Genomic DNA, 24,818 nt, shown 5'->3' with positions numbered 1-24,818 from the left:
GATAAAGTGTCATCAACTAAAAAAATCACGAACTAATGAAAACAATTGTTTTTGTTAGTTCTTTTTTATTGGTGGATCGGCGTAAATCTCATCGAAAGCATAGCCTTTCAGAAGGGAAAATCATACTTCTAATAAAATTAAATCGTTCCTTGGAAGAAGAAGGTCCCATCCACGGAAGAAGAGCCCCAATCCACGGAAAGAGGGATCCAATCCACGGAAGAAGAGCCTCAATCCACGGAAGAAAGGGTCCCATCCACGGAAGAAGAGCCCCAATCCACGGAAGAAGAGCCTCAATCCACGGAAGAAAGGGTCCCATCCACGGAAGAAGGGACCCAATCCACGGAAGAAAGGGTCCCATCCACGGAAGGAGAGCCCCAATCCACGGAAGAAGAGCCTCAATCCACGGAAGAAAGGGTCCCATCCACGGAAGGAGAGCCCCAATCCACGGAAGAAGAGCCTCAATCCACGGAAAGAGGGACCCAATCCACGGAAGAGGGTCCCATCCACGGAAGAAGAGCCCCAATCCACGGAAGGAGAGCCTCAATCCACGGAAAGAGGGACCCAATCCACGGAAGAAGAGCCTCAATCCACGGAAGAAGGGGTCTCATCCACGGAAGAGGGTCCCATCCACGGAAGGAGAGCCCCAATCCACGGAAGAAGAGCCTCAATCCACGGAAGAAGAGCCCCAATCCACGGAAGAAGGTCCCATCCACGGAAGAAGAGCCTCAATCCACGGAAAGAGGGACCCAATCCACGGAAGAAGAGCCTCAATCCACGGAAGAAGAGCCTCAATCCACGGAAGAAGGGGTCCCATCCACGGAAGAGGGTCCCATCCACGGAAGAAGGGACCCAATCCACGGAAGAAGAGCCCCAATCCACGGAAGAAGAGCCCCAATCCACGGAAGAAGAGCCTCAATCCACGGAAAGAGGGTCCCAATCCACGGAAGAAGAGCCTCAATCCACGGAAGAAAGGGTCCCATCCACGGAAGAGGGTCCCATCCACGGAAGAAGAGCCCCAATCCACGGAAGAAGGGGTCCCATCCACGGAAGAGGGTTCCATCCACGGAAGAAGGGACCCAATCCACGGAAGAAGAGCCTCAATCCACGGAAAGAGGGACCCAATCCACGGAAGAAGAAATTTCATCACGAAACAAGATTCTATTTATCCACGCACCCCACCTTTCGCCTATTTCACAAATAGATCCCCTTATAATAAACAAGTCATAAATCATCCATATCAAAATAGGAACAACGAGCAGATAATAGAAAAACAGCCAGTAGTAAAAGGCTGATTGGTTCAGCTAGCCATCAATGGGAGATGAAGAAAACCCTCACTGATGGAAGCTTCACTTTATCAAATTTTAAAAGGAAAATGGAACTATGGAGCCACTTGAATAATAGGAAGTCTTTCTCTATTCGGTTAATTTACTTAACATTACATAAACTTATCCGAAATAACATATAGAAAACGCTATAGGTGAGGGGGCGTAAGAGATGAAAATATATAATTATGGTGTAAATAAGGTAAATCCTTATCAAAATCAATCATTAAAAACAGAGCAAGTGAAAAAAAGTACTTTCAGTGTAACAGATCAATTAGAGATTTCTTCAGCAGCTAAAGATTTACAAGGCATTAAGAGTTATGCTGATGAAAGAGCTGAGCGAGTTCAACAACTAAAAGAACAGATAGAATCTGGCAATTATCGGGTAGATGCCCAAAAACTTGCGTCGGATATGTTGAAATATTATCGCAAGTAGAAAAGGAGTTTGAGAAATGTCCATTGATCGACTATTAACCATTATGGATAAACTTGAGAAAATGCATAAGAGTCTACTCAAACTTTCTTATCATAAGACTGAACTGATCAAAGTTGGAGACATGAAAGGAATCGATCAAATGCTTAAGGATGAGCAAGCGCATGTAGCCGCAATTACACAGCTCGAGCAACAACGCCAGAAAGTGGTAACGGAATACTTAGGAGCTAAGGGGATTGCTCCATCTGGTCAGCCGACAGTTGCCGATGTTATGGAAGTAGCTGATTCGCCGGAAGAAAAAGCCCAACTGGATGAAGTAAGAAAAAGACTATTATTAACGATTAAGACTCTAAAAAAGCAAAATGACTTAAATCAGAAATTAGTTTTTCAATCTTTACAATTTGTGAATATGACATTAGATTTATTACGTCCACAACCAGAACAAATCAATTATTCTAAAACGGAAGTACGAGGCAATAATATGTCAAAAGTACATTTCGATTCACAGGCATAAGGCTGGAACATGAATTGATTTTAGCCGACGTGTTGCCGATAAATTCAGGCTGGAGATATGCGTATAAACGTCAAAAAACGTCTATTATTCACTTTAGGGTGATTCTCGCTATTACCTACTCGACTTCCACAACGTAACGAAAATTAGTTCCATTTTGTAGGGTAGGGAAAATTAGAAAGTCAATATGCTTATGATTTTCATACAAATACTTGAAAATAAAATCGTATGAAACAAAGTTTATAGATTAGATTTCATACGGTTTATTCATTTTAATAAGGTTTTGTTTAAATAAATAGGAAGTTACGAATATTGTAGATACATCTAAAAAAAACATTATTTTAACCGATTAAAGACATATATGAAACGAATGAATGAAATACAACTACTTTTTGTAGCTAAATTTAGGAGGTAAAATATGTTCTCCACATTTATGGGTTTAGAAACAAGTAAACGTGGTCTTACCACACAGCAATCAGCACTTTATACAGTGGGACATAATATTGCGAACGCAAATACGGACGGTTATTCGCGTCAACGTGTGAATATGGAAGCAACAGCGGGCTTTCCAGGTGTCGGTATGTATACACCGCAAGTACCCGGTTTCTTAGGAACAGGTGTTCAAGCTGGTTCCGTTACGCGTATCCGCGATAAATTTATCGATAACCAGTATCGTCAGGAGTCAACAAAATTAGGCTACTGGTCATCCAAATCAGATGCTATTTCTCAAATGGAAGACATCTTGGCAGAACCGTCTGAATATGGTTTAAACGCAGCATTCGATAAATTCTATGCGGCATTACAAGATTTAAGTACAAAATCGGACAGTGCTGCTACTCGTGCGGTAGTCGCCCAACGCGGTGAACATTTAGCGGATTCGTTTAATTACATCAGTAAGCAACTAACGCAGATCCAAACAAATTTAAAAAATGAAATTAGCGTAGAATCTGGTAATGTCAATTCCATCCTGAAACAAATTGCAGCGCTCAATCAGCAAATCGGTAATGTAGAGCCAAATGGTTATTTACCGAATGATTTGTATGACGCTCGCGATACACTAGTCGACCAGCTATCTGAATACTTTAATGTGACGGTTAGTTATACCCCATCTGGTGGTAACGCATTAGATATTGCAGAAGGGAAAATGAATGTTTCGATTAAATTAGACGATGGTTCATTGGTAAAAGTCGTAGATCAAAACCAAGCGGCTACATTTACTGCGAATGGGTATAAGCCAGATGGTGCAGGTGGTTACACACTAGGAGCTTTTGATAGCTCAGATACGTATACACCATTCACCAACTTTACCATTGATTTGGGCGGCGCCACAACTTCTATCAATTATGATCAATTCGATGATGTTGGATCTGGGAAAATGGCCTCTTTGATTGATTCATATGGGTATGCGGTAAAAAATAATGATGTAGCCTCATCCGATGCTGTAACAACAGATGGCTCAGATGCATGGCTTACAACCATTACAGTAGCAGCTGACAAAAACTTATCCGATGGTCTATATCCAGATAAATTGGAAAAGTTGAATTTGTTAGCGAGAGAATTTGCAAAGAAATTTAATGAAATTCACAAGAATGGCTATACTCTAGCAAAAGATGGTGTTCCTTCAGCTGTAGGAGAAAATTTCTTTGTGGATGGTAACGACAGTCCAAATGATGCAACAATCACGGCCGCCAACATTAAAGTGAGTGCTGATATTCTAAAAGATACTAACAAAATTGCAGCTTCCACAGTTGCGGGGGAAGAAGGAAATGGTAAAAATGCCATTGAGCTTTCTAATCTAAAAACGACAACGATCACAGGCTTAGATAATGCATCTGCCCAAACCTATTACGAAGGATTTGTTGGCAACTTAGGTGTTCAAGGTCAAGAAGCAGCAACGATGGCGTACAATGCAGGAACGCAGCAACTAACCGTTGCTAACAATCGCGCATCTATGAGTTCTGTATCACTAGATGAAGAAATGACCAATATGATTACGTTCCAACAAGCGTACAATGCATCTGCACGTATGATTACAGTTGTAGATGAGACATTAGATAAAATCATCAACGGCATGGGCCGCGTAGGATTATAGGAGGTATAGTCAATGCGTGTTACACAATCAATGCTTTCAAACAATATGCTTCGTAATTTAAATAATAGCAATAGTAAACTAGGAAAATATCAAGAGCAATTGTCATCAGGCTCCAAAATAACTCGTCCGTCAGATGATCCTGTTGCCACCGTTAAAGGGATAGGCTATCGAACAGAATTAGCTAAAAATTCTCAATATACACGTAATATGACGACAGTTAATAGCTGGTTAGATTCCTCTGATGATGCGCTAAAACAAGTGGGAAGTGGATTGCAACGGGTACAGGAGCTTGTTACACAAGCAGCGAATGATACCAATACGGATGAAGAGCGAGAAAAGATTAAAATTGAAATCGATCAAATTCGCCAACAAATTAGGGATGTAGCCAATACACAAGTAGGGGATTCTTATATTTTCAGTGGAACTAAAACACTCAGTCCACTATTTACAAGTTCAACAGCCAATAGTTCAAAAGACGATAAGGATGTTCCACTAAATGGAAATTCACAGAATGTAACGATAGAAGTTTATGACGGTGTCACACTAGATGTTAACGTAGATGGTGCAACGTTGTTCAGAAAAATCGATAATTTAATGGCGGACGTACAAACTGCCTTGAATGATGACGATGCGCTCAATGCAGGTACAACATCTGGTACTGTCATTGGTAATCTTCTTGGAGATATTCAAGATGTTCAAGAAGATGCGTTGCAAGCACGTTCAGTAATTGGTGCCAAACAAAATCGTGCCGATATGATGGCAGACCGTCTAAGTATTCAAAAAATTAGTACAACCAAACAAATGTCTGATAACGAAGATGTCGATTATGAAGAAACGATTACCAATCTAATCACTGAAGAATCCATTCATCGTGCGGCTTTATCAGTAGGTGGACGAATTATTCAACCAACATTAGTAGATTTTCTTTAATCATTCATAATTTTTGGAGGACTCTCACCAGTATTTTGAGAGTCCTTTTCTAAAGGATGTGATAATAATGAAATTAGATCATATTCAAATTCATACAACTGATGCGAAACTAGCCCTAAATATAAGTGACCCTGTTCAGCATATTGAACAGCCGCGTGCCAAACAGCATATTGAGCAACCCGCCGCAACACTTGAAATTCATTCAACACCAGCAAAGCTACTGATTGATTCTTCTCAAGCCTATCGTGATTTAGGACTCTACACACCAAAGGAAGCGGTCGAGGTCAATGCCCAAAAGGGAAAACAAAAAGCAATGGAAGGCATCGCGCGTCGTGCGAGTGAGGGCGATCAAATGATGAATATATCCAAAAATTCTGGTGACGCTATCAGGCGTATCGCAGCAAGTAAAGCGATCCCAGCACCACCTCAAATGGCGATCACATGGAAACCATCTGTTGGCGCTGTAAAAATCCATTATCAAGCAGGTAGTCTTGATATCAACATCCAACGACATCAACCAAAGATTGATGTTCAAATTGGAAAAGTGGTCCATGACTACACACCTGGAGATGTCACTGGAACGTTAATACAAAGACCATCCGTCGAAACAACAGTGATCAAAGGGGAAAATTAAGGTGTATGCTAATCTAGCGTACACTTCTTTTTTGTCATAAAGTGAACCTTTCATTTATCAGTGGATTTTTCTTTATCCACCACTGATGATTAGTTCAACTAATTGGACACATGCGACAGTTGATCGCTCCCCTAACTTCATTACTTTCGTTGAACTTTAAGGTGGACGTATGATTTCCTGAAATTGCGGGATTAATAACAGCCAATACTTACTTCTTTTCTGGAAAGTCTATGATAGAATAATAGTAGAAAAGAATTAGATAATATGTTGAAACGAGGGAGAAATACATTGAAAATAGATACAAAATTCTTAGGACAAGTAGAAGTCGAAAAGGAAAGGTTTATAACATTTGAAGAAGGTATCCCAGGCTTCCCAGACGAAAAACAATTTGTACTGATTCCGTTTGGCGAAAATACACCATTCATCATTTTACAATCAACAAACACTCCTCAAACCGGCTTTGTACTTGCTTTTCCATACTTGTTTAAAGCAGACTACGCATTCGATTTATCCGATGAGGATGTAGAAGCACTTAGCATTGAAAAGCAGGAAGATATTATTACATACGCCATTGTTACATTGAAAGATACATTGCCAAACTCAACGATTAATCTGTTAGCACCGATTGTTATCAACACCAAAAAGCAACAAGGAAAACAAATCATTTTAAACGACAACCATCAAGAACTACTACATTATCCACTCCAATCAGTGACAGAGGGGGCAAAATGATGCTAGTCCTCACACGCAAAACAGGTGAATCCATCATGATTGGTGATACTATTGAAGTGAAAATTATTGCAGTCGAAGGCGATCAAGTCAAACTCGGCATCGATGCCCCTCGCTCTGTTAAAGTCCATCGCTCCGAAGTCTATAAAGCTATCCAAGAAGAAAACAAAGCGGCGCTGAATGCCTCGATTGATTTGTTGAAGGGATGGGAAGGAAAAAAGGATTTTAATAAAGAAAATTAGCCATGAATATCAATTGTTTTCTTTAATCCATTAACAATAAGAGAAAATAAAACATGAAATTTCTCAAAAATAAATAAAAAAATTTAAAAATCGACTAAACAATCTAAAACCACCTACGATATATATTGTGTAAGGCGAAAGCTAAACAACTCCACAGGGACGTGGAAATAAAAACAATTCAAGGAGGAATCTCATTATGAGAATTCAACACAATATTTCAGCTTTAAATGCACACCGTAATTTAGGAATCAACAATGATGCCGCTTCTAAAAACTTAGAAAAATTATCTTCAGGTTACAAAATCAACCGTGCTGGTGATGATGCTGCTGGTCTTGCTATCTCTGAAAAAATGCGCGGACAAATCTCTGGTTTGAACATGGCATCTAAAAACTCACAAGATGGTATTTCTTTAATCCAAACAGCTGAAGGTGCATTGAACGAAACACATTCAATTCTTCAACGTATGCGTGAATTAGCAGTACAATCTCGTAACGATACAAACGATGAAGCTACAAATGACCGTAATAATTTGAATGATGAAATTTCACAACTACAACAAGAAATTACACGTATTGCTGAACAAACAGAATTCAACAATAAAAAGTTAATTGATGGTACTCAATCTACGGACGGTTTAACATTCCAAATTGGTGCCAATAAAGGTCAAACATTGAACTTGAAAATTGCTGATATGAGTGCAACAGCATTGGGTGTACAATCTGGTACAGTTAGCGTTTCAACTGGTGGTAATGCATCAAATGCTATCAAATTAATCGATGACGCTATTAACAAAGTATCTAAAACTCGTTCTGGTCTAGGGGCTGTTCAAAACCGCTTAGAACATACCATCAATAACTTAGGTGTTGCTTCTGAAAACTTAACAGCTGCTGAATCTCGTGTTCGTGATACAGATATGGCAAAAGAAATGATGGCATTTACAAAAAATAATATCTTAACACAAGCTGCACAATCTATGTTGGCACAAGCGAACCAACAACCTCAAGGTGTTCTACAATTATTACAATAAGATAATAATTGATTGTAAAGTCTATATCATTTTAATAAGCAGGAGAAGAGATTTATCATCTCTTTTCTTGCTTTTTTAATGCTACAAATATGGTTGATGAACTTATATTTTTGAAAAATAAACCGATATATACTGTAACAAAGAAAGGAATGTTTTCTATTGCTTGATATTCAAACCGATGTAGCTAAAAATGGAGAAGAAATCATAAAAGTGAATGGAATCTGTTTACACAGCCCCTATAATCCTACGGAAGAAGCGAAATATTTTGTTAAAAAACACTATCGCCCAGCAGATATTCAATTACTAATAGGATATGGAAAAGGATATATATACAGAGAATTATCGAAGCAGAAAAACGAAGACGAAGAAATTTTAGTTTTAGAACCGCTGTTAAAAAATATTCCAGATGTAGTGTATGTAGATGGCGAAAATCAGAAAGAAATAGAAATGACATTAAGATCAGCTATACATGTAACCGATTCTGTTAATATTATTGTTGCACCAAATTATGAAAAAATGGTTGCCTCCAAGATTAAAGATATTCTTTTGTGGGTAAAGGAGCATTTATATTCCAATATTGTTATTCAAAATACACTGAATTTAAACGCTGAAAAATGGTATATGAATTTTTTAAATAATTGTTTTTATGCTGCTATGAAAGATCATCCTATATCTGATCTGTATTATCAACATAATATGCCAATTGTCATTGCTTCAGGAGGACCTTCTTTAACCAAACAATTGGTTTTGCTGAAAAAGTACCGTAATCAAATAATTTTGCTATGTTCTGGTACAACCATTAATTCTTTATTAAAAGAAAATATTGTTCCAGATTATTTATTTTCGGTAGACGGTTCAAAAATTTATTATGAACATTTTAAGAATATTTCAGCAAATTTAAGTCATACGAAAGTAGTATACTCAATGGAACATTATTATAAAATTGGTCCTTTATTAAATTCTTCTGAAGCATATTTTTTCGTTTCTGAGGTTTTTCAAAAATTATCTCATCCATTCTCTTTGTTTTCATCCAAAGACCTTTGTTCTTTAGCAGGTGGAGGCTCTGTTGCTAACTATGCTTATGCCCTAGCATTAAAAATGACGACTGGAAATATTGCGTTTATAGGACAAGATTTAGCATATACTAATTTTCAGACGCATGCTGAAAATAATTTAAACAGAAAAAAATTGAGCGATGAAGAAGTAAAGAAGAGAGGCCTATTTTATACAGAAGGTTATAATGAAGATGAAAAAGTTTTAACCGATCATCCATTTTATCAAATGAAAAAATCCTTTGAAATCTTATGCAGGAGATTTGATGGACAAAACCGTACCTTTAATTGTACAGAGGGTGGTATTCTGATTGAAGAATTTATGAATATACCGTTTCAGCAATTTTTAGAACGTAATTGCAGAAATAATTGTAATGGTCGATCAATATCAAAGACTGCCGTTGAGGCAAGTGTTGATAGAAAAAAAGTCGTACAAGGCTTTGCAACAATTCTTTTGCTATTAGATGAATTGGAAAAAATCTTAAAACAATGTGTTGAGAAAATCATTCATCATTCATTGTTAGATCATGCAATTGTAGATTTTCTAGGTGAACAGGATTCCAAGATACAAAAATTAATGGACCAAACGGGCATTGGTGTTGTTTTTCAAAAAATTGATGCAGTCGTTTTGCAAAAGTTTAGACCAAAATTAGAAGAAACTGATCAGGAAATATATAATCGTGTGTATGATCAAAATTATTATTTGTATAATGAAATGTATAAAAAAACAATCGAAGTACGTGGAAAAGTAAAAAAAACGTATGATTATTATCAAAAGGAAAGATAGGTAATGAAAGATGAATGAAGAACTATATAAATCTTATCAAGAATATGTTTTACAATTAGTCAATAATTTGCCGAAATTTGTTGCTAAATTGAAAGAGCAAAATGAAGAATCATTTACAAAGGATTTTGAAGATCTAATTGAAGGGGTTTCATGGATTAGTCAATATTTAATAGCCTCCCATAATTCAAAACAAGTAGACGCACTAAATGATATATTAAAAAAGATTAATATAGCACTAAGTGACAAAAATTATTACCTACTAGGTGATATTGTAGAATATGAATTACTATTGTTTTTGAAAGAAGAGCTAAATAAAAATTAATTAAAGGTGAATAATATGAAAAAAATCCTAGTAACTGGTGCAGATGGTTTTATCGGCTCTCATTTAACAGAAGAATTAGTACGTCAAGGGTATGATGTGCGTGCTTTTGTCTATTATAATTCTTTTAATTCATGGGGATGGCTGGATCATTCTCCTAAAGAGATTAAAGATTCATTAGATATTTTTTCAGGGGATATTCGGGATCCTTTTGGTGTGAAGGAGGCAATGAAAGGCTGTACGCATGTCTTAAACTTAGCCGCATTAATTGCTATTCCATATTCGTATCATTCCCCTGCAACTTATATAGAAACGAATATTAATGGGGCACTGAATATTGTGCAAGCAGCTCGGGAATTAGGCGTAGAAAAAGTAGTTCAGACTTCAACAAGTGAAGTATATGGAACAGCTCTTTATGTTCCCATAGATGAAGAACACCCTTTACAGGGGCAGTCACCTTATTCAGCTTCTAAAATTGGTGCTGATCAAATTGCGATGTCTTACTATCGTTCATTCGATACGCCTGTTTCTTTGATTCGTCCATTTAATACATACGGTCCACGTCAATCAGCGCGTGCAGTCATTCCAACTATTATTAGTCAATTAGCGAATGGAAAAGAAACGATTCAGCTAGGTGCTGTTAGTCCAACACGTGATTTTAATTTTATCAAAGATACTGTATCTGGCTTTATCTCAGTGATGAATTCAGAAAAGGCCATTGGTGAAGTCATTAACATTGGTTCTAACTACGAAGTTTCCATTGGTGAAACGGCTAAACTAATTGCCGATATTATGAATGTAAATCTAAAAATTGAAACAGATGAACAACGTTTACGCCCTGAAAAAAGTGAAGTCAACCGCCTATGGGCTGAAAATAAAAAAGCAAAAGAATTGGTCGGCTGGCAACCACAGTATGGTGGTAAAGAAGGTTTCCGCAAAGGTTTAAAAGAAACCATTGATTGGTTTACCAATCCACAAAATTTAGCTCAATATAAGGTAGATGTTTATAATATATGATCAATAATACTCAATGGGATGGATTTATCAAAGAAATAAAAGCACATTATCAAAAGGATTTTGTGCCACTTCATGAACCAACATTTGGTGATAAGGAATTAGATTATGTAACAGATTGTGTGAAAACAGGCTGGGTGTCTTCTGTAGGAGCATATGTAACACGTTTTGAAGAAGACTTGGCAAAAATAGTAGGTGTCAAACGTGCAGTGGCAGTTGTCAATGGTACTGCAGCGTTGCATATTGCTTTAAAAGTGGCAGGTGTGAAACCAAACGATGAAGTATTAATGCCGGCTTTGACGTTCATTGCAACAGCGAATGCTGTTTCTTATACAGGAGCTATTCCACATTTTATTGATGTATCTGAAAAATCTTTAGGTGTTGACCCACAAAAATTAGATGCCTATTTAGGAAAAATAGCTGTTCGTCAACATGATGAACTGCTCAATAAAGAAACTGGGAGAGTTATTCGTGCTGTTGTTCCAATGCATACATTTGGGCATCCAGTTGAGTTAGATGAATTAATGTCAGTATGCGATAAATACGGTCTTATTTTAATAGAAGATGCAGCTGAATCATTGGGTTCTTATTATAAAGGGAAACATACAGGTAGTTTTGGTAAAGTCAATGCTATGAGCTTTAATGGCAATAAAATTGCAACCACTGGTGGTGGGGGCGCTATTTTAACAAACGATGAGCAGTTAGCAGATTATGCAAAACATTTAACGACGACTGCAAAAGTACCCCATCGATGGGAATATGTTCATGACGAAATTGGCTATAATTATCGTATGCCAAATATTAATGCCGCATTAGGTTGTGGGCAATTAGAAAATTTGGATGATTTTTTAACAATGAAACGAAGCTTAACAGATTTTTATCAGCAATTAGTTGTCAATCTAGAGGGGATTCAATTATTTAAAGAACCAGCTTATGCTAAAAGCAATTATTGGTTACAAACATTGATACTGGACGAAACAGTTGGACGTGATGAAGTATTAGCGTATTTAAATGATCGTGGCATAATGAGCCGCCCGATTTGGCAACCAATGCATTATTTACAAATGTATAAAGATTGTCCTAGAAGTGATTTATCGGTTATTGAAGATTTGAATAAGAAAATTGTGAATGTGCCAAGTACACCAATGAAGTGAGGAATGTAAATGAAAAAGAGAAGAATTTGTGTTGTTACTGGTACTAGGGCTGAGTATGGTTTGTTAATGAATTTAATGAAAAAGATTCAAAAGGAACCTTCTTTTGAATTGCAAATCATTGCTACAGGCGCACATTTATCTCCAGAATTTGGTCTGACCTATCGACAAATTGAAAAAGATAATTTTGTAGTCAATGAAAAAGTAGAAATGTTATTATCTTCTGACACTCCTTCGGCTGTAGTTAAATCAATGGGTTTAGCAACTATTGGTTTTGCTACAGCTTTTCAGCATTTGAAACCAGATTTGGTTGTGATACTGGGAGATCGATATGAAATGCTAGCTGTAGCACAGACAGCTTTAATTATGCACATACCGATTGCACATATTGCAGGAGGAGAAAATACATTTGGTGCTTATGATGACGCTATTCGCCATTCTATAACAAAAATGGCTACATGGCATTTTACTAGTACAGAAGTGCATCAAAAAAGGGTTATTCAATTAGGAGAGAATCCTAATAGAGTGTTTAATGTTGGTGCCATAGGTATTGAAAATATTTTTAATTTGAAGTTAATGCATAAAAAGGAATTGTATGATAATTTAAATTTAGATTCACAGAAACCTCTATTTTTAATTACACAACATTCTGAGACAAATTCTATATCAAAAAAAGAATCTACTAAAGCAATAGATCATTTATTGGCTTGCTTAAATAATTATGATGTGAATCTAGTATTTACAAAAGCAAATGCTGATAATGGAGGACGTGAAATAAATAAAAAAATTGCTGATTTTGTCGAAAAAAATAAGAGAGCAAAATTATTTGATTCATTAGGGCAATTGAAATATTTAAGTGCTATAAAACATGCACATTTAGTTATTGGTAATTCTTCTAGTGGATTAGTAGAAGCCCCCTATTTAAAGACACCAACTGTTAATATAGGGGATAGACAAAAAGGTAGAGAGTGCCCTAACTCAGTTTTTACTACCGGAGTTACACAAGGTGATATAAATCATGGAATTGTAAAAGCATTAAAGTTTAAAGAACCTTATGAACAAATTTTTGGTAATGGTAAATCTTCCAAAAAAATTATTGAGATTTTAAAATCTTTAAAAACATTTAAAGTACAAAAGGAGTTTTATGATTTATGAATCGAACATATATAATTGCTGAAGCAGGAGTCAATCATAATGGCTCTCTTGAATTGGCTTTAAAATTAGTGGAGGAAGCAGCTAAGGCTGGTGCAGATGCAGTAAAATTTCAAACATTTATTACTGAAAACACAATTAGTAAAAATGCTGCAAAAGCAGAATATCAAAAAAAAACAACGGATCAGAAAGAGTCTCAATTAGAAATGGTGAAGAAATTAGAATTAACTTATGAAGATTTTAAAGTAATTCAAAAACATTGTGAGAAAAATAAAATTACATTTTTATCAACAGGATTTGATATAGATAGTATTGAATTTTTAGATAAAACTTTAAATGTACCATATATTAAACTTCCTTCTGGTGATGTTAATAATGCTCCATTAGTTTTGAAAGCCGCACAGACTGGAAAAGATATATTTCTTTCTACGGGAATGTGCACATTAGAAGATATTCATAATGCATTAGCGATTATTTATTATGGCTATACGAGAAAAAATACTATTCCTAAAGACTTTGAAGAAGTTATAAAAATTTATCAAACAGAAGATATATCAATCTTGAAAGAAAAAGTGACAATTTTACAATGTACAACTGAATACCCCACTCCAGTAGAAGATATTAATTTAAAAACATTACTGACACTAGCTAAAGAATTTCATACAAAAGTTGGGTTATCTGACCATTCTCAAAGTCCACTCACAGGTTCCCTAGCGGTGGCATTAGGTGCTACAGTGATTGAAAAGCATTTCACATTAGATAAAACAATGGAAGGTCCAGACCACCAAGCTTCTTTAGAACCATTTGAATTAAAGGAAATGATTGATAATATTCGTTTTACAGAACGTGCACTAGGTCAATCAAACAAAGTAATAGCTGATTCTGAGAAGAAAAATATTTTAATTGCAAGAAAAAGTATAGTAGCAAATAAAATAATAAAAAAAGGAGAATATTTTACTCCAGAAAATTTAATTATTAAAAGACCGGCCACAGGAATTAATCCACTATTTTATTGGGACTATTTAGGAAAAAAAGCATTGAATGATTATAAAGAGGATGAAATTATAAAAAATGAAAAATAATTTAAAGGATTTATGGATTGTTGGAGCTGGTGGGTTTGGAAGAGAGATTTTATCTTGGGTAAAACAACATCCTGATAATAATAAGAAATGGATCATTAAGGGTTTTATTGATGATCCATTGGTAAATAAAGATTTAAGTGAGAATCCTATTGTGAAGTATTTGGAAAATTATCAATTAATTTCATTTGACCAATTAACAAGTAAAGATATTAATAATGCTTTATTTATACTAGCAATAGGAGATCCTTCTTTAAAAGAAAAGATAGTTTTGCAAATGAAAAAGAAAAAAGTTGAATTCTTAACGTTTATACATCCTTCTGTTATTATTGGGGAAAATATTATATTGGGAGAAGGGGTAGTTGTTTGCCCTAATGCAATTATTACCTGCGATAGTAAAATTGATGATTTTGTTACTATAAATATCCATTCTGCTATAGGACATGACTGTCAAATAGGAAAGTATACAACAATTAGTGGTAATTGTGATATAACTGGTAATTGCACCGTAGGAAAATATGTGTATTTTGGTACACATGCAAATCTGATTCCAGGAACAATTGTCGAAGATTCCGCTGTTATTGGTGCCGGTACAGTGGGAATAAAAAAAGTTAAAGCAAATACAACTATTATAGGAGTACCTGGAAGAAAGCTGGTAGTTCCTAATTTTCTCGAAAAATGATATTTTTATAAAATATTAAGATTTAGTTTAGAGTTTCTTAGTTAATATTAAAATATTTAACAATAACAGGAGATAGATATAATGAAAGTAATTTTTATAACAGGAGCTACGCGTGGTATTGGGTATGCAGCGGCTGTTCAAGCTGCAAAACAACACTGGACGGTTATTTTGAATGGCCGAGATGAGGCACGTTTGACACAAATTAAAGAACAATTAGAGATGGAATATCAAGCAACTGTTTACACATTATCTTATGATGTGCGTGACATAGAAGCTATTAAAGAAGCTTTCAGATGGATTAAAAAAAATGTGGGACATTTGGATGCAATGGTTAATAATGCAGGTATTTTAGACGATGCTTTGCTAGGTATGGTTAATCAAGAACAAGTATCTTTAACATTAGCTGTAAATACAGAAGCAGTTATTTACCATATGCAGTATGCTGCACGCTTAATGATGAAACAACGACACGGTTCGATTGTTAACTTAAGCTCTATTATTGGACGTGTGGGCAATGAAGGGCAAGTTGTGTATGGTGCTAGTAAAGCTGCTGTAATTGGTGCTACTTATTCAGGAGCTAAAGAATTAGCTCATTATAACATTCGTGTAAATGCCGTTGCCCCTGGTTTTATTGAAACAGATATGACGAAACAATTATCAACAGAAAAATATGCACAACGTTTATCTGAAATTAAAATGGGGCGTATTGGCAAAGCTGATGAAGTAGCGAACGTTATTTTATTTTTAGCTTCTGACTCAGCATCCTATGTGACTGGACAAGTTATTGGTGTAGATGGTGGTATGATTGTTTAATATTTTTAATTTATAAATGTAAGCATTCATCTACGTTTGTTATAATAAAAAATAGTATGTTACTCATATATATTAAGCAAAGTTGAGGGATCAATATGAATAATGAAGAAAAATTACGTCAAGTTTTTGCAGAGGCACTTGGTATTGAAGTATCGAAAGTGACAGACAATTTGACATATAACAATATCCCTGAATGGGATTCTATTGGTCATATGGCATTAATTGCGGAAATTGATGATACGTTTGATACAATGTTAGACACTGATGATGTATTAGACATGAGTAGTTTTGAAAAAGCAAAAGAAATTTTAACAAAATATGATGTGCAATTTTAATATTTTTGGGAGTAAAGGGGTGTGGTAGAGGGTACCATGCCTTTTTTCATGAAAGGAGATTTCCATGAGCTTTTTTAATATGGATCGTCAGCAACTAGCTGTTATTACAAAAGAGGGTGGTCATTACAATTATGATGAAATTCCAATAATTTCTTTTAATCATTCACAGAAACAATTAATTTTAATCCTATGTGACAATACGTTGCCAATTTTATCTGCCTATATTTCCGCTATGAATAGTCCACATGCTGTCATGCTTTTAGCAGCGGACACGAATAAAGAATTATTAACATCGATTATTACGAAATACCAACCTTACTGGATTGTAGGGTTAGATGAATGGCAAGGTTATGTTGTGAAAGAAAATTATTTAATGTGTGAAATTAATCCATCTTATATAATTCATGAGGATTTAGCAGTACTATTAAGTACTTCTGGAACAACAGGAAGTCAAAAATTTGTGAGATTATCATATCAAAATCTACAAGCCAATGCGAAATCAATCATTGAATATTTAGAGATTGATGAACAAGAAAGAGGCATTATGAATTTACCCTTATCTTATTCCTATGGTATGTCGATTATTAATAGTCATTTATTGGCGGGAGCTTCAATCATTTTAACAAATGAAAGCGTGATGCAAAAATCATTTTGGAAACTTATTCAAGATGCACAAGCGACATCATTAGCAGGCGTACCGTTTACTTATCAAATGTTGCAAAGAGTTGGATTTGTCAAAATGAATTTGCCACATCTAAAAACGTTAACACAAGCGGGTGGGCGCTTAAATGAAAAGTTGGTACGTTATTTTGGAACATATGCACTAGAAAAAAATAAACGTTTTTATGTTATGTACGGGCAGACGGAAGCAGCACCACGTATGTCATATATTCCGTATGAGCGTGTACTAGAGAAAGCAGGCACAATCGGGATTGCTATACCAGATGGTCAGTTATCCGTTGAAAAAGATGAACTCGTTTATCGAGGATATAATGTGATGATGGGCTATGCAGAAAGTATAGAGGATTTGGCAAAAGAGGATGAAATGCATGGCGTTCTTTATACAGGAGATACCGCTATTGTGGATGAAGAAGGCTATTTTACAATTACAGGTCGTTTAAAACGTTTTATTAAGCTATTTGGGTTACGTATTAATTTAGATGATGTTGAAAAGAAATTAGAAGTACGTTTTCAAACACCTTTAGCTTGTACAGGTTCGGACGATAAATTAATTGTAGTGATTGAACAACAGGAATTAGTTGAATCTGTTAAGGAAGCGATTGAAGAATTATATCATCTTCATCCAACAGCTTTTAAGGTGAAAGTATTATCGATTCCACGTTTTCCAAATGGAAAAACAGATTATATGAAATTGAAGGAGCTATGTTTATGATAGAGCCATATCATTTAGAACAGGCTGACAAAGAACGGCAGTTACTTCAAAAGTTAAATACTTTAACGAAGTGGCATCAAGCACATTGCGAACTTTATCAAAAAATGCTTAAAAAGAGCCATATGAAAGTTGAAGCAACTTGTTTAGAAGAAGTGCCTTATTTACCTGTCCAACTTTTTAAATTAATGGATTTAAAGTCTATTCCAGATAAAGAAGTTGCTAAAGTATTAACTTCAAGTGGAACGACAGGGCAACAAGTTTCGAAAATTTATTTAGATAAAGAAACTGCTATTACGCAAACCAAAACATTGGTCAAAGTAATGAAACCTATTTTAGAAGATAAACGTTTACCAATGATTATTTTAGATACAAAATCGGTGTTAAAAAATCGTAAGTCCTTTAGTGCAAGAGGAGCAGGTATACTAGGTTTTGCAAATTTTGGTCGAAAGCATTTCTATGCTTTAAATGATGATATGACATTAGATGTAGAAGGGTTACAGGTCTACTTAAAGCAATATGAAGGGCAACGTATTTTATTATTCGGCTTCACTTTTATGATTTGGCAGTATGTTTACAAGGAAGCTCGTGATAAAGGATTGCATATTGATTTTGGTAATAGTGTATTGATTCATGGTGGTGGCTGGAAAAAGTTAAAAGATGAGGCGGTTAATGCTGATACTTTTAATCATTTATTAAAAGAACAACTTGGCATTCAAGAAGTGCATAATTATTATGGTATGGTCGAACAAATTGGCTCTATTTTTGTGGAATGTGATGAAGGTCACTTGCATGCACCAAGTTATGCAGATGTGATTATACGTGATCCGATTACATTTGAACCTTTGCCAAACGGTGAACAAGGGGTGATTCAAGTAGTAAGCGAATTACCAAAAAGTTATCCAGGACATTCTCTTTTAACGGAAGATTTGGGAACAGTTTTAGGAGTGGACGATTGTGCTTGTGGTTGGAAAGGCAAATATTTTAGTGTAGCAGGACGTGTTCCAAAAGCAGAGATTCGCGGATGTAGTGATACGTTTGAAGGGAGTGTAAAAGCTTGAAGTTCTTTTGGCCACAAAATAATAAATCATTAGAAGAAACGATAGTATTTTTAAATCAACAAGCTACTTTTAGACCATTTAATGAAGAGGCTTTATCTTTTACACAAGCCCTCTCTAAGCGTTTTTTAAAATTGCGTTCCTTACCAGAAGTAGTTGCGCTTGGTTATTGGTTACGAAAAGCCAATATCAAACAATTACAAACTCATTTTGAAGAACAAAATAGGGATGAAATTATAAAAGCACGTGGAACAGTGTTTCATATTGCACCTTCCAATGTAGATACAATTTTTGTTTATTCATGGTTATTATCGTTGTTAGCAGGTAATCGAAATGTGATACGTATTTCTAGCAAAACAGGTATGAACGAATTATTGCAAATTATTTTAGAAGAGTTACCTCATTATGAAGGGATTTCTAATCGAACGATTATTTGTACATATGATCATTCCGAAAAAGAAGCTACTTATCTCATTAGTAAATATTGTCATACACGTGTTATTTGGGGAGGCGATACAACCATTCAATCGATTCGACAAGTACCATTAGCACCGTTAGCGAATGAGCTGGCATTTGCCGATCGTTTTTCATTAGCAGTTTTAAATGGTAACAAAGTCGCTTCTTTAGATGAACAGCAATTAGATCAATTAGTGGAACATTTTTATAATGATTCTTTTTGGTTTAATCAAATGGCATGTTCCTCACCACGTCTCATTATATGGACTGGAGAAAAGCCTGAAAGGTTTTGGACAACCTTTGAAAAGAAAATACAAGAAAAAAATTATGAATTACTAGCAGCAACTCAAGTGACTAAATATACAACTAGTTTACAGTTAGCTGTAGAAGATTATGTAGAAAATGTGACACCTAAAACATATTTTTCACGTGTTTCATTGGAAGAATTACCTATAGAAGCACGTGAAAAACATTGTGGTGGGGGGCTGTTTTATGAATATGGAATTCAGCGTTTAGTAGATGCTTCCAAAATTATTTCAGACAAGGATCAAACAATGGCTTATTATGGGTTCGAAAAAGAAGAGTTAAATGAATTGATTCAGCATATTTCGACAAGAGGTATTGATCGTGTTGTTCCGATAGGACAAGCTTTGGACTTTGATGATATTTGGGATGGACAGAACTTTTTAACATCATTTACAAGGAAAGTGATTATAAGATAACTGATCAAATTGAAAAAATTTAATTCATTATTAAAAATAATGTTGAGGATATAACTATTTAAAGGCAGAGGTTAAAGTAATTCAAAAGTTTATATAGAGGCTAACTTAATGGTAGTAGCAGGTGCAATTGTCGTAAATATAAAGAGTGTAATTTTAAAGTAATGGGGGTACCCGCTAAGGAAGTGTAAGGTTGAAAAAATTTAATCAAATTATTGTAAATGAAAAGATGTCAATTATTGAAACAATGAAAGTCATTGATAAAAGTGCCCTTCAATTTGTAGCTGTTGTTAATTTAAAACAACAGTTAATAGGAACAGTGACAGATGGCGATATTCGTCGAGGAATTTTAAAAGGAATTTCTTTAGAAAAATCTATTGTGGAGATTATGAATTCTAAACCCATTTTTTTAGAGGAAAATACGTCTATCGTTTACCAGTCCTTTATGAAATTGCATAAACTAAAGCAATTGCCTATTGTAAATAATCAGCATGAAATTATTGATATCATTTTTTCAGATTATCTAAATGATATAAATGTTAAACCAAATAAGGTGGTACTCATGGTAGGAGGATTAGGAACACGCCTTCGACCATTAACGGAACACATCCCAAAACCAATGTTGAAAGTAGGAAATAAACCGATTTTAGAAACAATTGTTGAAGGCTTTAAAAACTACGGGTTTGTAAATTTTGTTTTTTGTGTAAATTATAAAAAAGAAATCATTCAAGATTATTTTCAAGATGGATCAGCTTTTGGTGTACATATTGAGTATGTTGAGGAAAAAGAAAGGATGGGTACGGCAGGGGCTCTTTCTTTATTAACAGAAAAACCGAAGGATCCTTTTTTTGTAATGAATGGTGACTTATTAACACAAATTAATTTCGACCAATTATTAAATTTTCATTTAGAACATAATTCTGCTGGAACAATGTGTGTAAGAAAGTATGAGTATCAAATTCCTTTTGGTGTTATTGAAACAGATGAGCATAAATTAGTTTCGATTTTAGAAAAACCAATGAAAGAAGAATATGTTAATGCAGGAATCTACGTGTTAAATCCAGAGGTTTTAGAATTGATTCCACATAATTCTTTTTATGATATGCCAGAATTATTTAATACTATTATTGAAGCTCAAAAAACTGCAACTGTTTTCCCTATTAGAGAGTATTGGATGGATATTGGACGATTAGCAGATTATGAAAAAGCAAATAATGATTATGAGAGTGTGAATAATGATGAATAGCCCAAAAATTTTAGCGATTATACCAGCACGTGGTGGATCAAAGGGAGTGCCGCGAAAAAATATAAAACTGTTAGCTGGAAAGCCTTTAATCGTATGGACAATAGAAGAAGCAAAAAAGTCAAAATATATTTCCAAATTAATTTTATCTTCTGAAGATGATGAAATTATTAATGTTGCTAAAGAATATGGTTGTGAAGTTCCTTTTAAAAGACCAGTGAAATTAGCGCAAGATAATACTCCTGGGATAGATGCAATTTTACATGCAATTGAACAATGTCCAGGATATGATTACATTATATTGCTACAACCTACATCGCCATTGCGTACTTCAGAAGATATTGATGATTTTATTTCTTATTTTATTAATCAAAATGTCAATGCTTGTGTAAGTGTGTGTGAGCCTTCTAAATCTCCGTATTGGATGTACCAGTTAGGTACTTCCAACAATTTAATCCCTTTGTTGAAAGAAAATGCTTCAATATCTAGAAGACAAGATCTTCCAAAGGCTTATGCATTAAATGGTGCATTGTATATTGCGAATATTGAATGGATTAAACAAACGAAAAATTTTGTAACAGATGAAACTGTTGCCTATGTGATGCCTGTGAATAGATCCTATGATATTGATACAATAGATGATTTTCAAATTTGTGAATACTTATTAGAAAAAAGATTTTCTCATGAGTAATTTAGGCAATACAGAAATGGTGTCTAAATTACTCATAAAAGCCCGATTGATTCAACTAACCATTCGTGGAAGTAAAGAAATCTCACTGATGGAAGTTTCACTTTATATAGATCTTCGCTACAATCAACGAATTTCCCTATTTTTATGGATTAAATTGGGTAATCAACACACCTGAGTAAATAATGTATTATTTCGATTGATAGTGCTAGTCATGCCAAAGGGAGTCGCCACCTCTCCAGTCGCTAGATGTTACTTAAGCTATTAACAATTATAAGTTTAACCACTTAACTAAACCTCGTATTTTAGCTATAGTTGGCGTAACCAGCCATGCTTAATTTCCAATAAAGATAATCATTGTAATCTGTGAAAGAACAGATGATGAGTCTTTTTGCAATATATTTGCTATTTCTTTTTTATAACTAGCGTTGTGGGATAATGATTTAGTATATTTCTGTATACAGTATATGGCATCTTCTATTGTTATTCGATGGTTTGCCTTTGCAAAGCCGATAATTAAAAATCTTAAGATGGAAAAGTCCACACAAATAGTAGTGAAGTTATCTAATAAATGTCGATTTTCACAAGTTTTTAAGTGAGTATAAACGGCATTTACTAAAAAATTCTCTAATATAAATTCATATTTCTCGATAAACGGCATGTAGTAAGTGTCAAATGCATGCTTAACAGTATTTTCAGCTGTTTCATAGGAATCATCATTATTAAGATGTAATGATTCTTTTATAATTTTTGTAAACTGATTATACTCTGCAGTTAAAGAAGTATTAAGTACAGATGAAACGAGTGTTATTTGATTTGTAAAATTCTTAGGCATATTTGCAAAAGCTTCACCTAAATTGGAATTATTTAAAAAATTTATATAATGCTTGATTAAATCGTCCACTTGAGTGTAAGTTTTTTTCTCTAAATTAATATACTTTTGTAAAAACATAGAGAGAATTAAAAGCCTAGTTTCTAACGAATGTTGCCGATTTTGAAGTGTATCAATCATAAAGATTCTTATTTTCCAAAATATAGTGTTTTCTTCTTCGGTTTGATGGTAAATCAATGTGGGAGAGATTAATTCAGTTCCTTCATCTTCTATAAAGTCAATGCCTTCAGGACGATTCAAAACAATTCTAGCAGCTTCAGGGCAGGATAACAGAAGCGATTTCTCAATAATGCCATTTACTTCACTAATTTCACGAGGATAAATGGTACAAGTACGGCAAAGTGATTGCTCACCTAAAACCTTTTGAATATTACAAAGTCCATCATTCGTTAACATTGTACAACAATTGTTTTCATCCAATTTAAATTGACCATAATTAAAATCATTTACAGTATTCGAGCGGTTACGTTTGATATTTTGATGTAATGTATCTTTTATATTCGGATTAGTTTCATTCTTATATTTTTTGAATGTTTTCTTATCTATATCAATTTGCCAACCAGCACAGCAAGTATCTTCACACTTGCCACCAATACATTTAAATTCAACAAAATACGTAGGGATTAAACGGTGTGATGGTTTTCTTGTCATAGTTTTACTCCTTAGTTAATACAATATAGGTTATTATCGGCTTTTCTCATGTTTTCTTGATAAATTAATTTAAAAAAAGTATTATGAAAGAACTTAATACAATAGTGAAAGGAAATCTTTATGAAAAAAGTTATATTACTAAGTGGTAAGTCACAATATGATGTGATGACTACCTGGTTGTTAGAAATTGAAAAATCTTTAATAAAGAATAACGTAGAATATATAAGAATGTTTGATTATAACTTGGAAAATTTCTCTCCTAAAATATTAGAGAATGTCGATCTTATAATAGGTTTAAATGGATGGTATGTGAGAGAAATAAAAAAAAATAATTATTTGAGGCGTATTCCATATTGCCTTTGGCTTGCAGATCATCCTATTGATCATGTGGATCGTATAAAATGTTTGGAGAGTAATGACATTTTAACGGTGATGGATAAAAAGGATTTTGATTTTATCCGTTTTTTAGATATTCCTTGCGATACATATTTTATGCCGCACGCAGCGTTTGAAATTTCACCCATTATTTTTGAAAAAGAACTAGATGTATTATTTTTAGGATCATATCCAGATAAACAAAAGTATATAAATGATATTAAAAAATTAGATATTCCAGTATTTAATAAAATTGTAGAATATATATTTCAACAATGTATAAATGATGACAAAATGTATTATTTTGATTTATTCAAAGAAATTATGCGACAATCTGATGTGAATTTACAATTAGAAGAAAATGAATATTTAATGACTTTAGCAAGATATATAGGGAGAATAATAAACGCTCATAGAAGAATAGAAACATTAAAAAATGTAGCTAATAGTGGAATAAAGCTTAATATATTCGGAAATAAATGGGAAAATTCAGAATTATTTAATCATCCGAATATTAATTTTTATCCCGCTGTAAATTATATTCAAGCACAAGACTTAATGAAAATGTCAAAAATCACTTTAAATATTCAAGGACTTTTATATGATGGATCACATGAGAGAGTGTATAGTGGTATGGCAAATGGATCAGTAACTGTTACTAATAGAACGCCTTTTTTAGAAGAACTTTTTATTGAAAACAAAGAAATCATTTTCTATGATTTTGACAAACAAAATATTGTAGAGAAAATCAAAAATGTATTGAATAATGATGATATACGAGAAGAAATTTCTCAAAACGGTAGAATGGCTATAATAGGAAAACATACATATAATGAAAGAGTTCAACATTTAATAAATATTTACAATGATCGATTTAATATAAAACCGTAATTAAATGATATGTATAGTAACACACAGCACTTTCTACTATAATAGTTTATTAACATTTCAGGAGAAAGTTAGTTGATTTCAGGATGTATAAACAAATATCAGCGAGAACTTGAGAGCTTTGGCATACGGAATAGTTATTCAAAAACAGATC

At 34.2% G+C, this 24,818-nt stretch carries 25 protein-coding genes; 24 read left to right on the top strand and 1 reads right to left on the bottom strand.

The genetic code is table 11. The features are described 5' to 3' along the window. Positions 1-35 precede the first annotated feature (35 nt). The 23 genes from FEZ13_RS09550 to FEZ13_RS09440 all read left to right on the top strand — a co-directional run bounded on the left by FEZ13_RS09550 (position 36) and on the right by FEZ13_RS09440 (position 21,861). Positions 36-1,292, top strand: a complete 1,257-nt coding sequence (locus FEZ13_RS09550) for a hypothetical protein (protein ID WP_146552434.1) — start codon at positions 36-38, stop codon at positions 1,290-1,292. 202 nt (positions 1,293-1,494) lie between these two features. After that, complete coding sequence (flgM, locus tag FEZ13_RS09545) at positions 1,495-1,758, top strand: flagellar biosynthesis anti-sigma factor FlgM (protein ID WP_146552433.1); 264 nt, start codon at positions 1,495-1,497, stop codon at positions 1,756-1,758. Between the two features lie 16 nt (positions 1,759-1,774). Then, on the top strand, positions 1,775-2,269 hold the full coding sequence (locus FEZ13_RS09540; protein WP_146552432.1) for a flagellar protein FlgN: 495 nt from the start codon (positions 1,775-1,777) through the stop codon (positions 2,267-2,269). A gap of 415 nt (positions 2,270-2,684) precedes the next feature. Next, positions 2,685-4,358 (top strand): flagellar hook-associated protein FlgK, encoded by a 1,674-nt coding sequence (gene flgK, locus FEZ13_RS09535; RefSeq protein WP_146552431.1) that lies wholly within the window; start codon positions 2,685-2,687, stop codon positions 4,356-4,358. A gap of 12 nt (positions 4,359-4,370) precedes the next feature. Then, a complete protein-coding gene (flgL, locus tag FEZ13_RS09530) occupies positions 4,371-5,288 on the top strand; it encodes a flagellar hook-associated protein FlgL (protein WP_146552430.1) in 918 nt (305 codons plus the stop codon). Positions 5,289-5,355: 67 nt separating this feature from the next. Next, positions 5,356-5,922 carry a DUF6470 family protein gene (locus FEZ13_RS09525; protein ID WP_146552429.1) on the top strand — a complete coding sequence of 189 codons (567 nt, stop codon included), beginning with the start codon at positions 5,356-5,358 and terminating at the stop codon, positions 5,920-5,922. 288 nt (positions 5,923-6,210) lie between these two features. Continuing rightward, positions 6,211-6,654, top strand: a complete 444-nt coding sequence (fliW, locus tag FEZ13_RS09520) for a flagellar assembly protein FliW (RefSeq protein WP_146552428.1) — start codon at positions 6,211-6,213, stop codon at positions 6,652-6,654. Beyond that, a complete protein-coding gene (gene csrA / locus FEZ13_RS09515) occupies positions 6,654-6,893 on the top strand; it encodes a carbon storage regulator CsrA (RefSeq protein WP_146552427.1) in 240 nt (79 codons plus the stop codon). The genes fliW and csrA overlap by 1 nt, the downstream gene beginning before the upstream one ends. Positions 6,894-7,089: 196 nt before the next feature. Beyond that, positions 7,090-7,920 carry a flagellin Hag gene (gene hag, locus FEZ13_RS09510; protein WP_146552426.1) on the top strand — a complete coding sequence of 277 codons (831 nt, stop codon included), beginning with the start codon at positions 7,090-7,092 and terminating at the stop codon, positions 7,918-7,920. Positions 7,921-8,079: 159 nt separating this feature from the next. Then, complete coding sequence (locus FEZ13_RS09505) at positions 8,080-9,759, top strand: motility associated factor glycosyltransferase family protein (protein WP_146552425.1); 1,680 nt, start codon at positions 8,080-8,082, stop codon at positions 9,757-9,759. 10 nt (positions 9,760-9,769) lie between these two features. Then, a complete protein-coding gene (locus tag FEZ13_RS09500) occupies positions 9,770-10,081 on the top strand; it encodes a hypothetical protein (protein WP_146552424.1) in 312 nt (103 codons plus the stop codon). A 15-nt stretch (positions 10,082-10,096) separates the two neighbouring features. Then, positions 10,097-11,095 carry an NAD-dependent 4,6-dehydratase LegB gene (locus tag FEZ13_RS09495; protein ID WP_146552423.1) on the top strand — a complete coding sequence of 333 codons (999 nt, stop codon included), beginning with the start codon at positions 10,097-10,099 and terminating at the stop codon, positions 11,093-11,095. Further along, on the top strand, positions 11,092-12,246 hold the full coding sequence (locus tag FEZ13_RS09490) for a LegC family aminotransferase (RefSeq protein WP_146552422.1): 1,155 nt from the start codon (positions 11,092-11,094) through the stop codon (positions 12,244-12,246). Before FEZ13_RS09495 ends, FEZ13_RS09490 begins: the two co-directional genes overlap by 4 nt. 9 nt (positions 12,247-12,255) lie before the next feature. Beyond that, positions 12,256-13,398, top strand: coding sequence for a UDP-N-acetylglucosamine 2-epimerase (gene neuC / locus FEZ13_RS09485; protein WP_146552421.1), 1,143 nt, complete (start codon positions 12,256-12,258; stop codon positions 13,396-13,398). Next, complete coding sequence (neuB, locus tag FEZ13_RS09480) at positions 13,395-14,477, top strand: N-acetylneuraminate synthase (RefSeq protein WP_146552420.1); 1,083 nt, start codon at positions 13,395-13,397, stop codon at positions 14,475-14,477. The genes neuC and neuB overlap by 4 nt, the downstream gene beginning before the upstream one ends. Then, entirely contained in the window at positions 14,467-15,156 is a 690-nt protein-coding gene (locus FEZ13_RS09475; protein WP_146552419.1) for an acetyltransferase, read from the top strand. Before neuB ends, FEZ13_RS09475 begins: the two co-directional genes overlap by 11 nt. A gap of 81 nt (positions 15,157-15,237) precedes the next feature. Beyond that, entirely contained in the window at positions 15,238-15,969 is a 732-nt protein-coding gene (locus tag FEZ13_RS09470; RefSeq protein ID WP_146552418.1) for an SDR family NAD(P)-dependent oxidoreductase, read from the top strand. 95 nt (positions 15,970-16,064) lie between these two features. Next, the gene (locus FEZ13_RS09465) at positions 16,065-16,304 is read left to right on the top strand and encodes an acyl carrier protein (protein WP_146552417.1); all 240 of its coding nucleotides are present in this window, start codon (positions 16,065-16,067) and stop codon (positions 16,302-16,304) included. Positions 16,305-16,368: 64 nt separating this feature from the next. Continuing rightward, positions 16,369-17,697: an AMP-binding protein gene (locus FEZ13_RS09460; RefSeq protein WP_146552416.1), complete on the top strand. Its 1,329-nt coding sequence runs from the start codon at positions 16,369-16,371 to the stop codon at positions 17,695-17,697. Then, positions 17,694-18,755 (top strand): LuxE/PaaK family acyltransferase, encoded by a 1,062-nt coding sequence (locus FEZ13_RS09455; RefSeq protein ID WP_146552415.1) that lies wholly within the window; start codon positions 17,694-17,696, stop codon positions 18,753-18,755. Before FEZ13_RS09460 ends, FEZ13_RS09455 begins: the two co-directional genes overlap by 4 nt. Beyond that, a complete protein-coding gene (locus tag FEZ13_RS09450; RefSeq protein WP_146552414.1) occupies positions 18,752-19,930 on the top strand; it encodes an acyl-CoA reductase in 1,179 nt (392 codons plus the stop codon). Before FEZ13_RS09455 ends, FEZ13_RS09450 begins: the two co-directional genes overlap by 4 nt. Positions 19,931-20,120: 190 nt before the next feature. Further along, positions 20,121-21,173: a nucleotidyltransferase family protein gene (locus FEZ13_RS09445; protein WP_146552413.1), complete on the top strand. Its 1,053-nt coding sequence runs from the start codon at positions 20,121-20,123 to the stop codon at positions 21,171-21,173. Continuing rightward, positions 21,163-21,861, top strand: a complete 699-nt coding sequence (locus FEZ13_RS09440; RefSeq protein WP_146552412.1) for an acylneuraminate cytidylyltransferase family protein — start codon at positions 21,163-21,165, stop codon at positions 21,859-21,861. Before FEZ13_RS09445 ends, FEZ13_RS09440 begins: the two co-directional genes overlap by 11 nt. Before the next feature lie 331 nt (positions 21,862-22,192). Here FEZ13_RS09440 and fliB read toward each other — a convergent pair whose 3' ends face one another. Then, entirely contained in the window at positions 22,193-23,401 is a 1,209-nt protein-coding gene (gene fliB / locus FEZ13_RS09435; RefSeq protein WP_146552411.1) for a flagellin lysine-N-methylase, read from the bottom strand. 120 nt (positions 23,402-23,521) lie between these two features. On the opposite strand from fliB, the gene FEZ13_RS09430 reads away from it, so the two are divergent. After that, positions 23,522-24,667, top strand: coding sequence for a glycosyltransferase family protein (locus tag FEZ13_RS09430; protein WP_146552410.1), 1,146 nt, complete (start codon positions 23,522-23,524; stop codon positions 24,665-24,667). Positions 24,668-24,818: the final 151 nt, after the last annotated feature.

The sequence above is a fragment of the Rummeliibacillus sp. SL167 genome, from assembly GCF_007896505.1.
GTDB lineage: Bacteria > Bacillota > Bacilli > Bacillales_A > Planococcaceae > Rummeliibacillus > Rummeliibacillus suwonensis.
Note: the sequence above shows the minus strand (reverse complement) of the source record. Positions and strands in the feature narration are given on the sequence as shown.

Bases quoted from the DNA above. Each gene is read 5' to 3' on its own strand.
- FEZ13_RS09455 (WP_146552415.1), top strand. From the start codon at position 17,694: ATGATAGAGCCATATCATTTAGAACAGGCTGACAAAGAACGGCAGTTA.
- csrA (WP_146552427.1), top strand. From the start codon at position 6,654: ATGCTAGTCCTCACACGCAAAACAGGTGAATCCATCATGATTGGTGAT.
- neuC (WP_146552421.1), top strand. From the start codon at position 12,256: ATGAAAAAGAGAAGAATTTGTGTTGTTACTGGTACTAGGGCTGAGTAT.
- FEZ13_RS09525 (WP_146552429.1), top strand. From the start codon at position 5,356: ATGAAATTAGATCATATTCAAATTCATACAACTGATGCGAAACTAGCC.
- FEZ13_RS09430 (WP_146552410.1), top strand. From the start codon at position 23,522: ATGAAAAAAGTTATATTACTAAGTGGTAAGTCACAATATGATGTGATG.
- neuB (WP_146552420.1), top strand. From the start codon at position 13,395: ATGAATCGAACATATATAATTGCTGAAGCAGGAGTCAATCATAATGGC.
- FEZ13_RS09550 (WP_146552434.1), top strand. From the start codon at position 36: ATGAAAACAATTGTTTTTGTTAGTTCTTTTTTATTGGTGGATCGGCGT.
- flgK (WP_146552431.1), top strand. From the start codon at position 2,685: ATGTTCTCCACATTTATGGGTTTAGAAACAAGTAAACGTGGTCTTACC.
- FEZ13_RS09460 (WP_146552416.1), top strand. From the start codon at position 16,369: ATGAGCTTTTTTAATATGGATCGTCAGCAACTAGCTGTTATTACAAAA.
- FEZ13_RS09540 (WP_146552432.1), top strand. From the start codon at position 1,775: ATGTCCATTGATCGACTATTAACCATTATGGATAAACTTGAGAAAATG.
- FEZ13_RS09500 (WP_146552424.1), top strand. From the start codon at position 9,770: ATGAATGAAGAACTATATAAATCTTATCAAGAATATGTTTTACAATTA.
- FEZ13_RS09440 (WP_146552412.1), top strand. From the start codon at position 21,163: ATGATGAATAGCCCAAAAATTTTAGCGATTATACCAGCACGTGGTGGA.
- flgM (WP_146552433.1), top strand. From the start codon at position 1,495: ATGAAAATATATAATTATGGTGTAAATAAGGTAAATCCTTATCAAAAT.
- fliB (WP_146552411.1), bottom strand. From the start codon at position 23,401: ATGACAAGAAAACCATCACACCGTTTAATCCCTACGTATTTTGTTGAA.
- FEZ13_RS09475 (WP_146552419.1), top strand. From the start codon at position 14,467: ATGAAAAATAATTTAAAGGATTTATGGATTGTTGGAGCTGGTGGGTTT.
- flgL (WP_146552430.1), top strand. From the start codon at position 4,371: ATGCGTGTTACACAATCAATGCTTTCAAACAATATGCTTCGTAATTTA.
- FEZ13_RS09470 (WP_146552418.1), top strand. From the start codon at position 15,238: ATGAAAGTAATTTTTATAACAGGAGCTACGCGTGGTATTGGGTATGCA.
- FEZ13_RS09490 (WP_146552422.1), top strand. From the start codon at position 11,092: ATGATCAATAATACTCAATGGGATGGATTTATCAAAGAAATAAAAGCA.
- hag (WP_146552426.1), top strand. From the start codon at position 7,090: ATGAGAATTCAACACAATATTTCAGCTTTAAATGCACACCGTAATTTA.
- FEZ13_RS09465 (WP_146552417.1), top strand. From the start codon at position 16,065: ATGAATAATGAAGAAAAATTACGTCAAGTTTTTGCAGAGGCACTTGGT.
- FEZ13_RS09495 (WP_146552423.1), top strand. From the start codon at position 10,097: ATGAAAAAAATCCTAGTAACTGGTGCAGATGGTTTTATCGGCTCTCAT.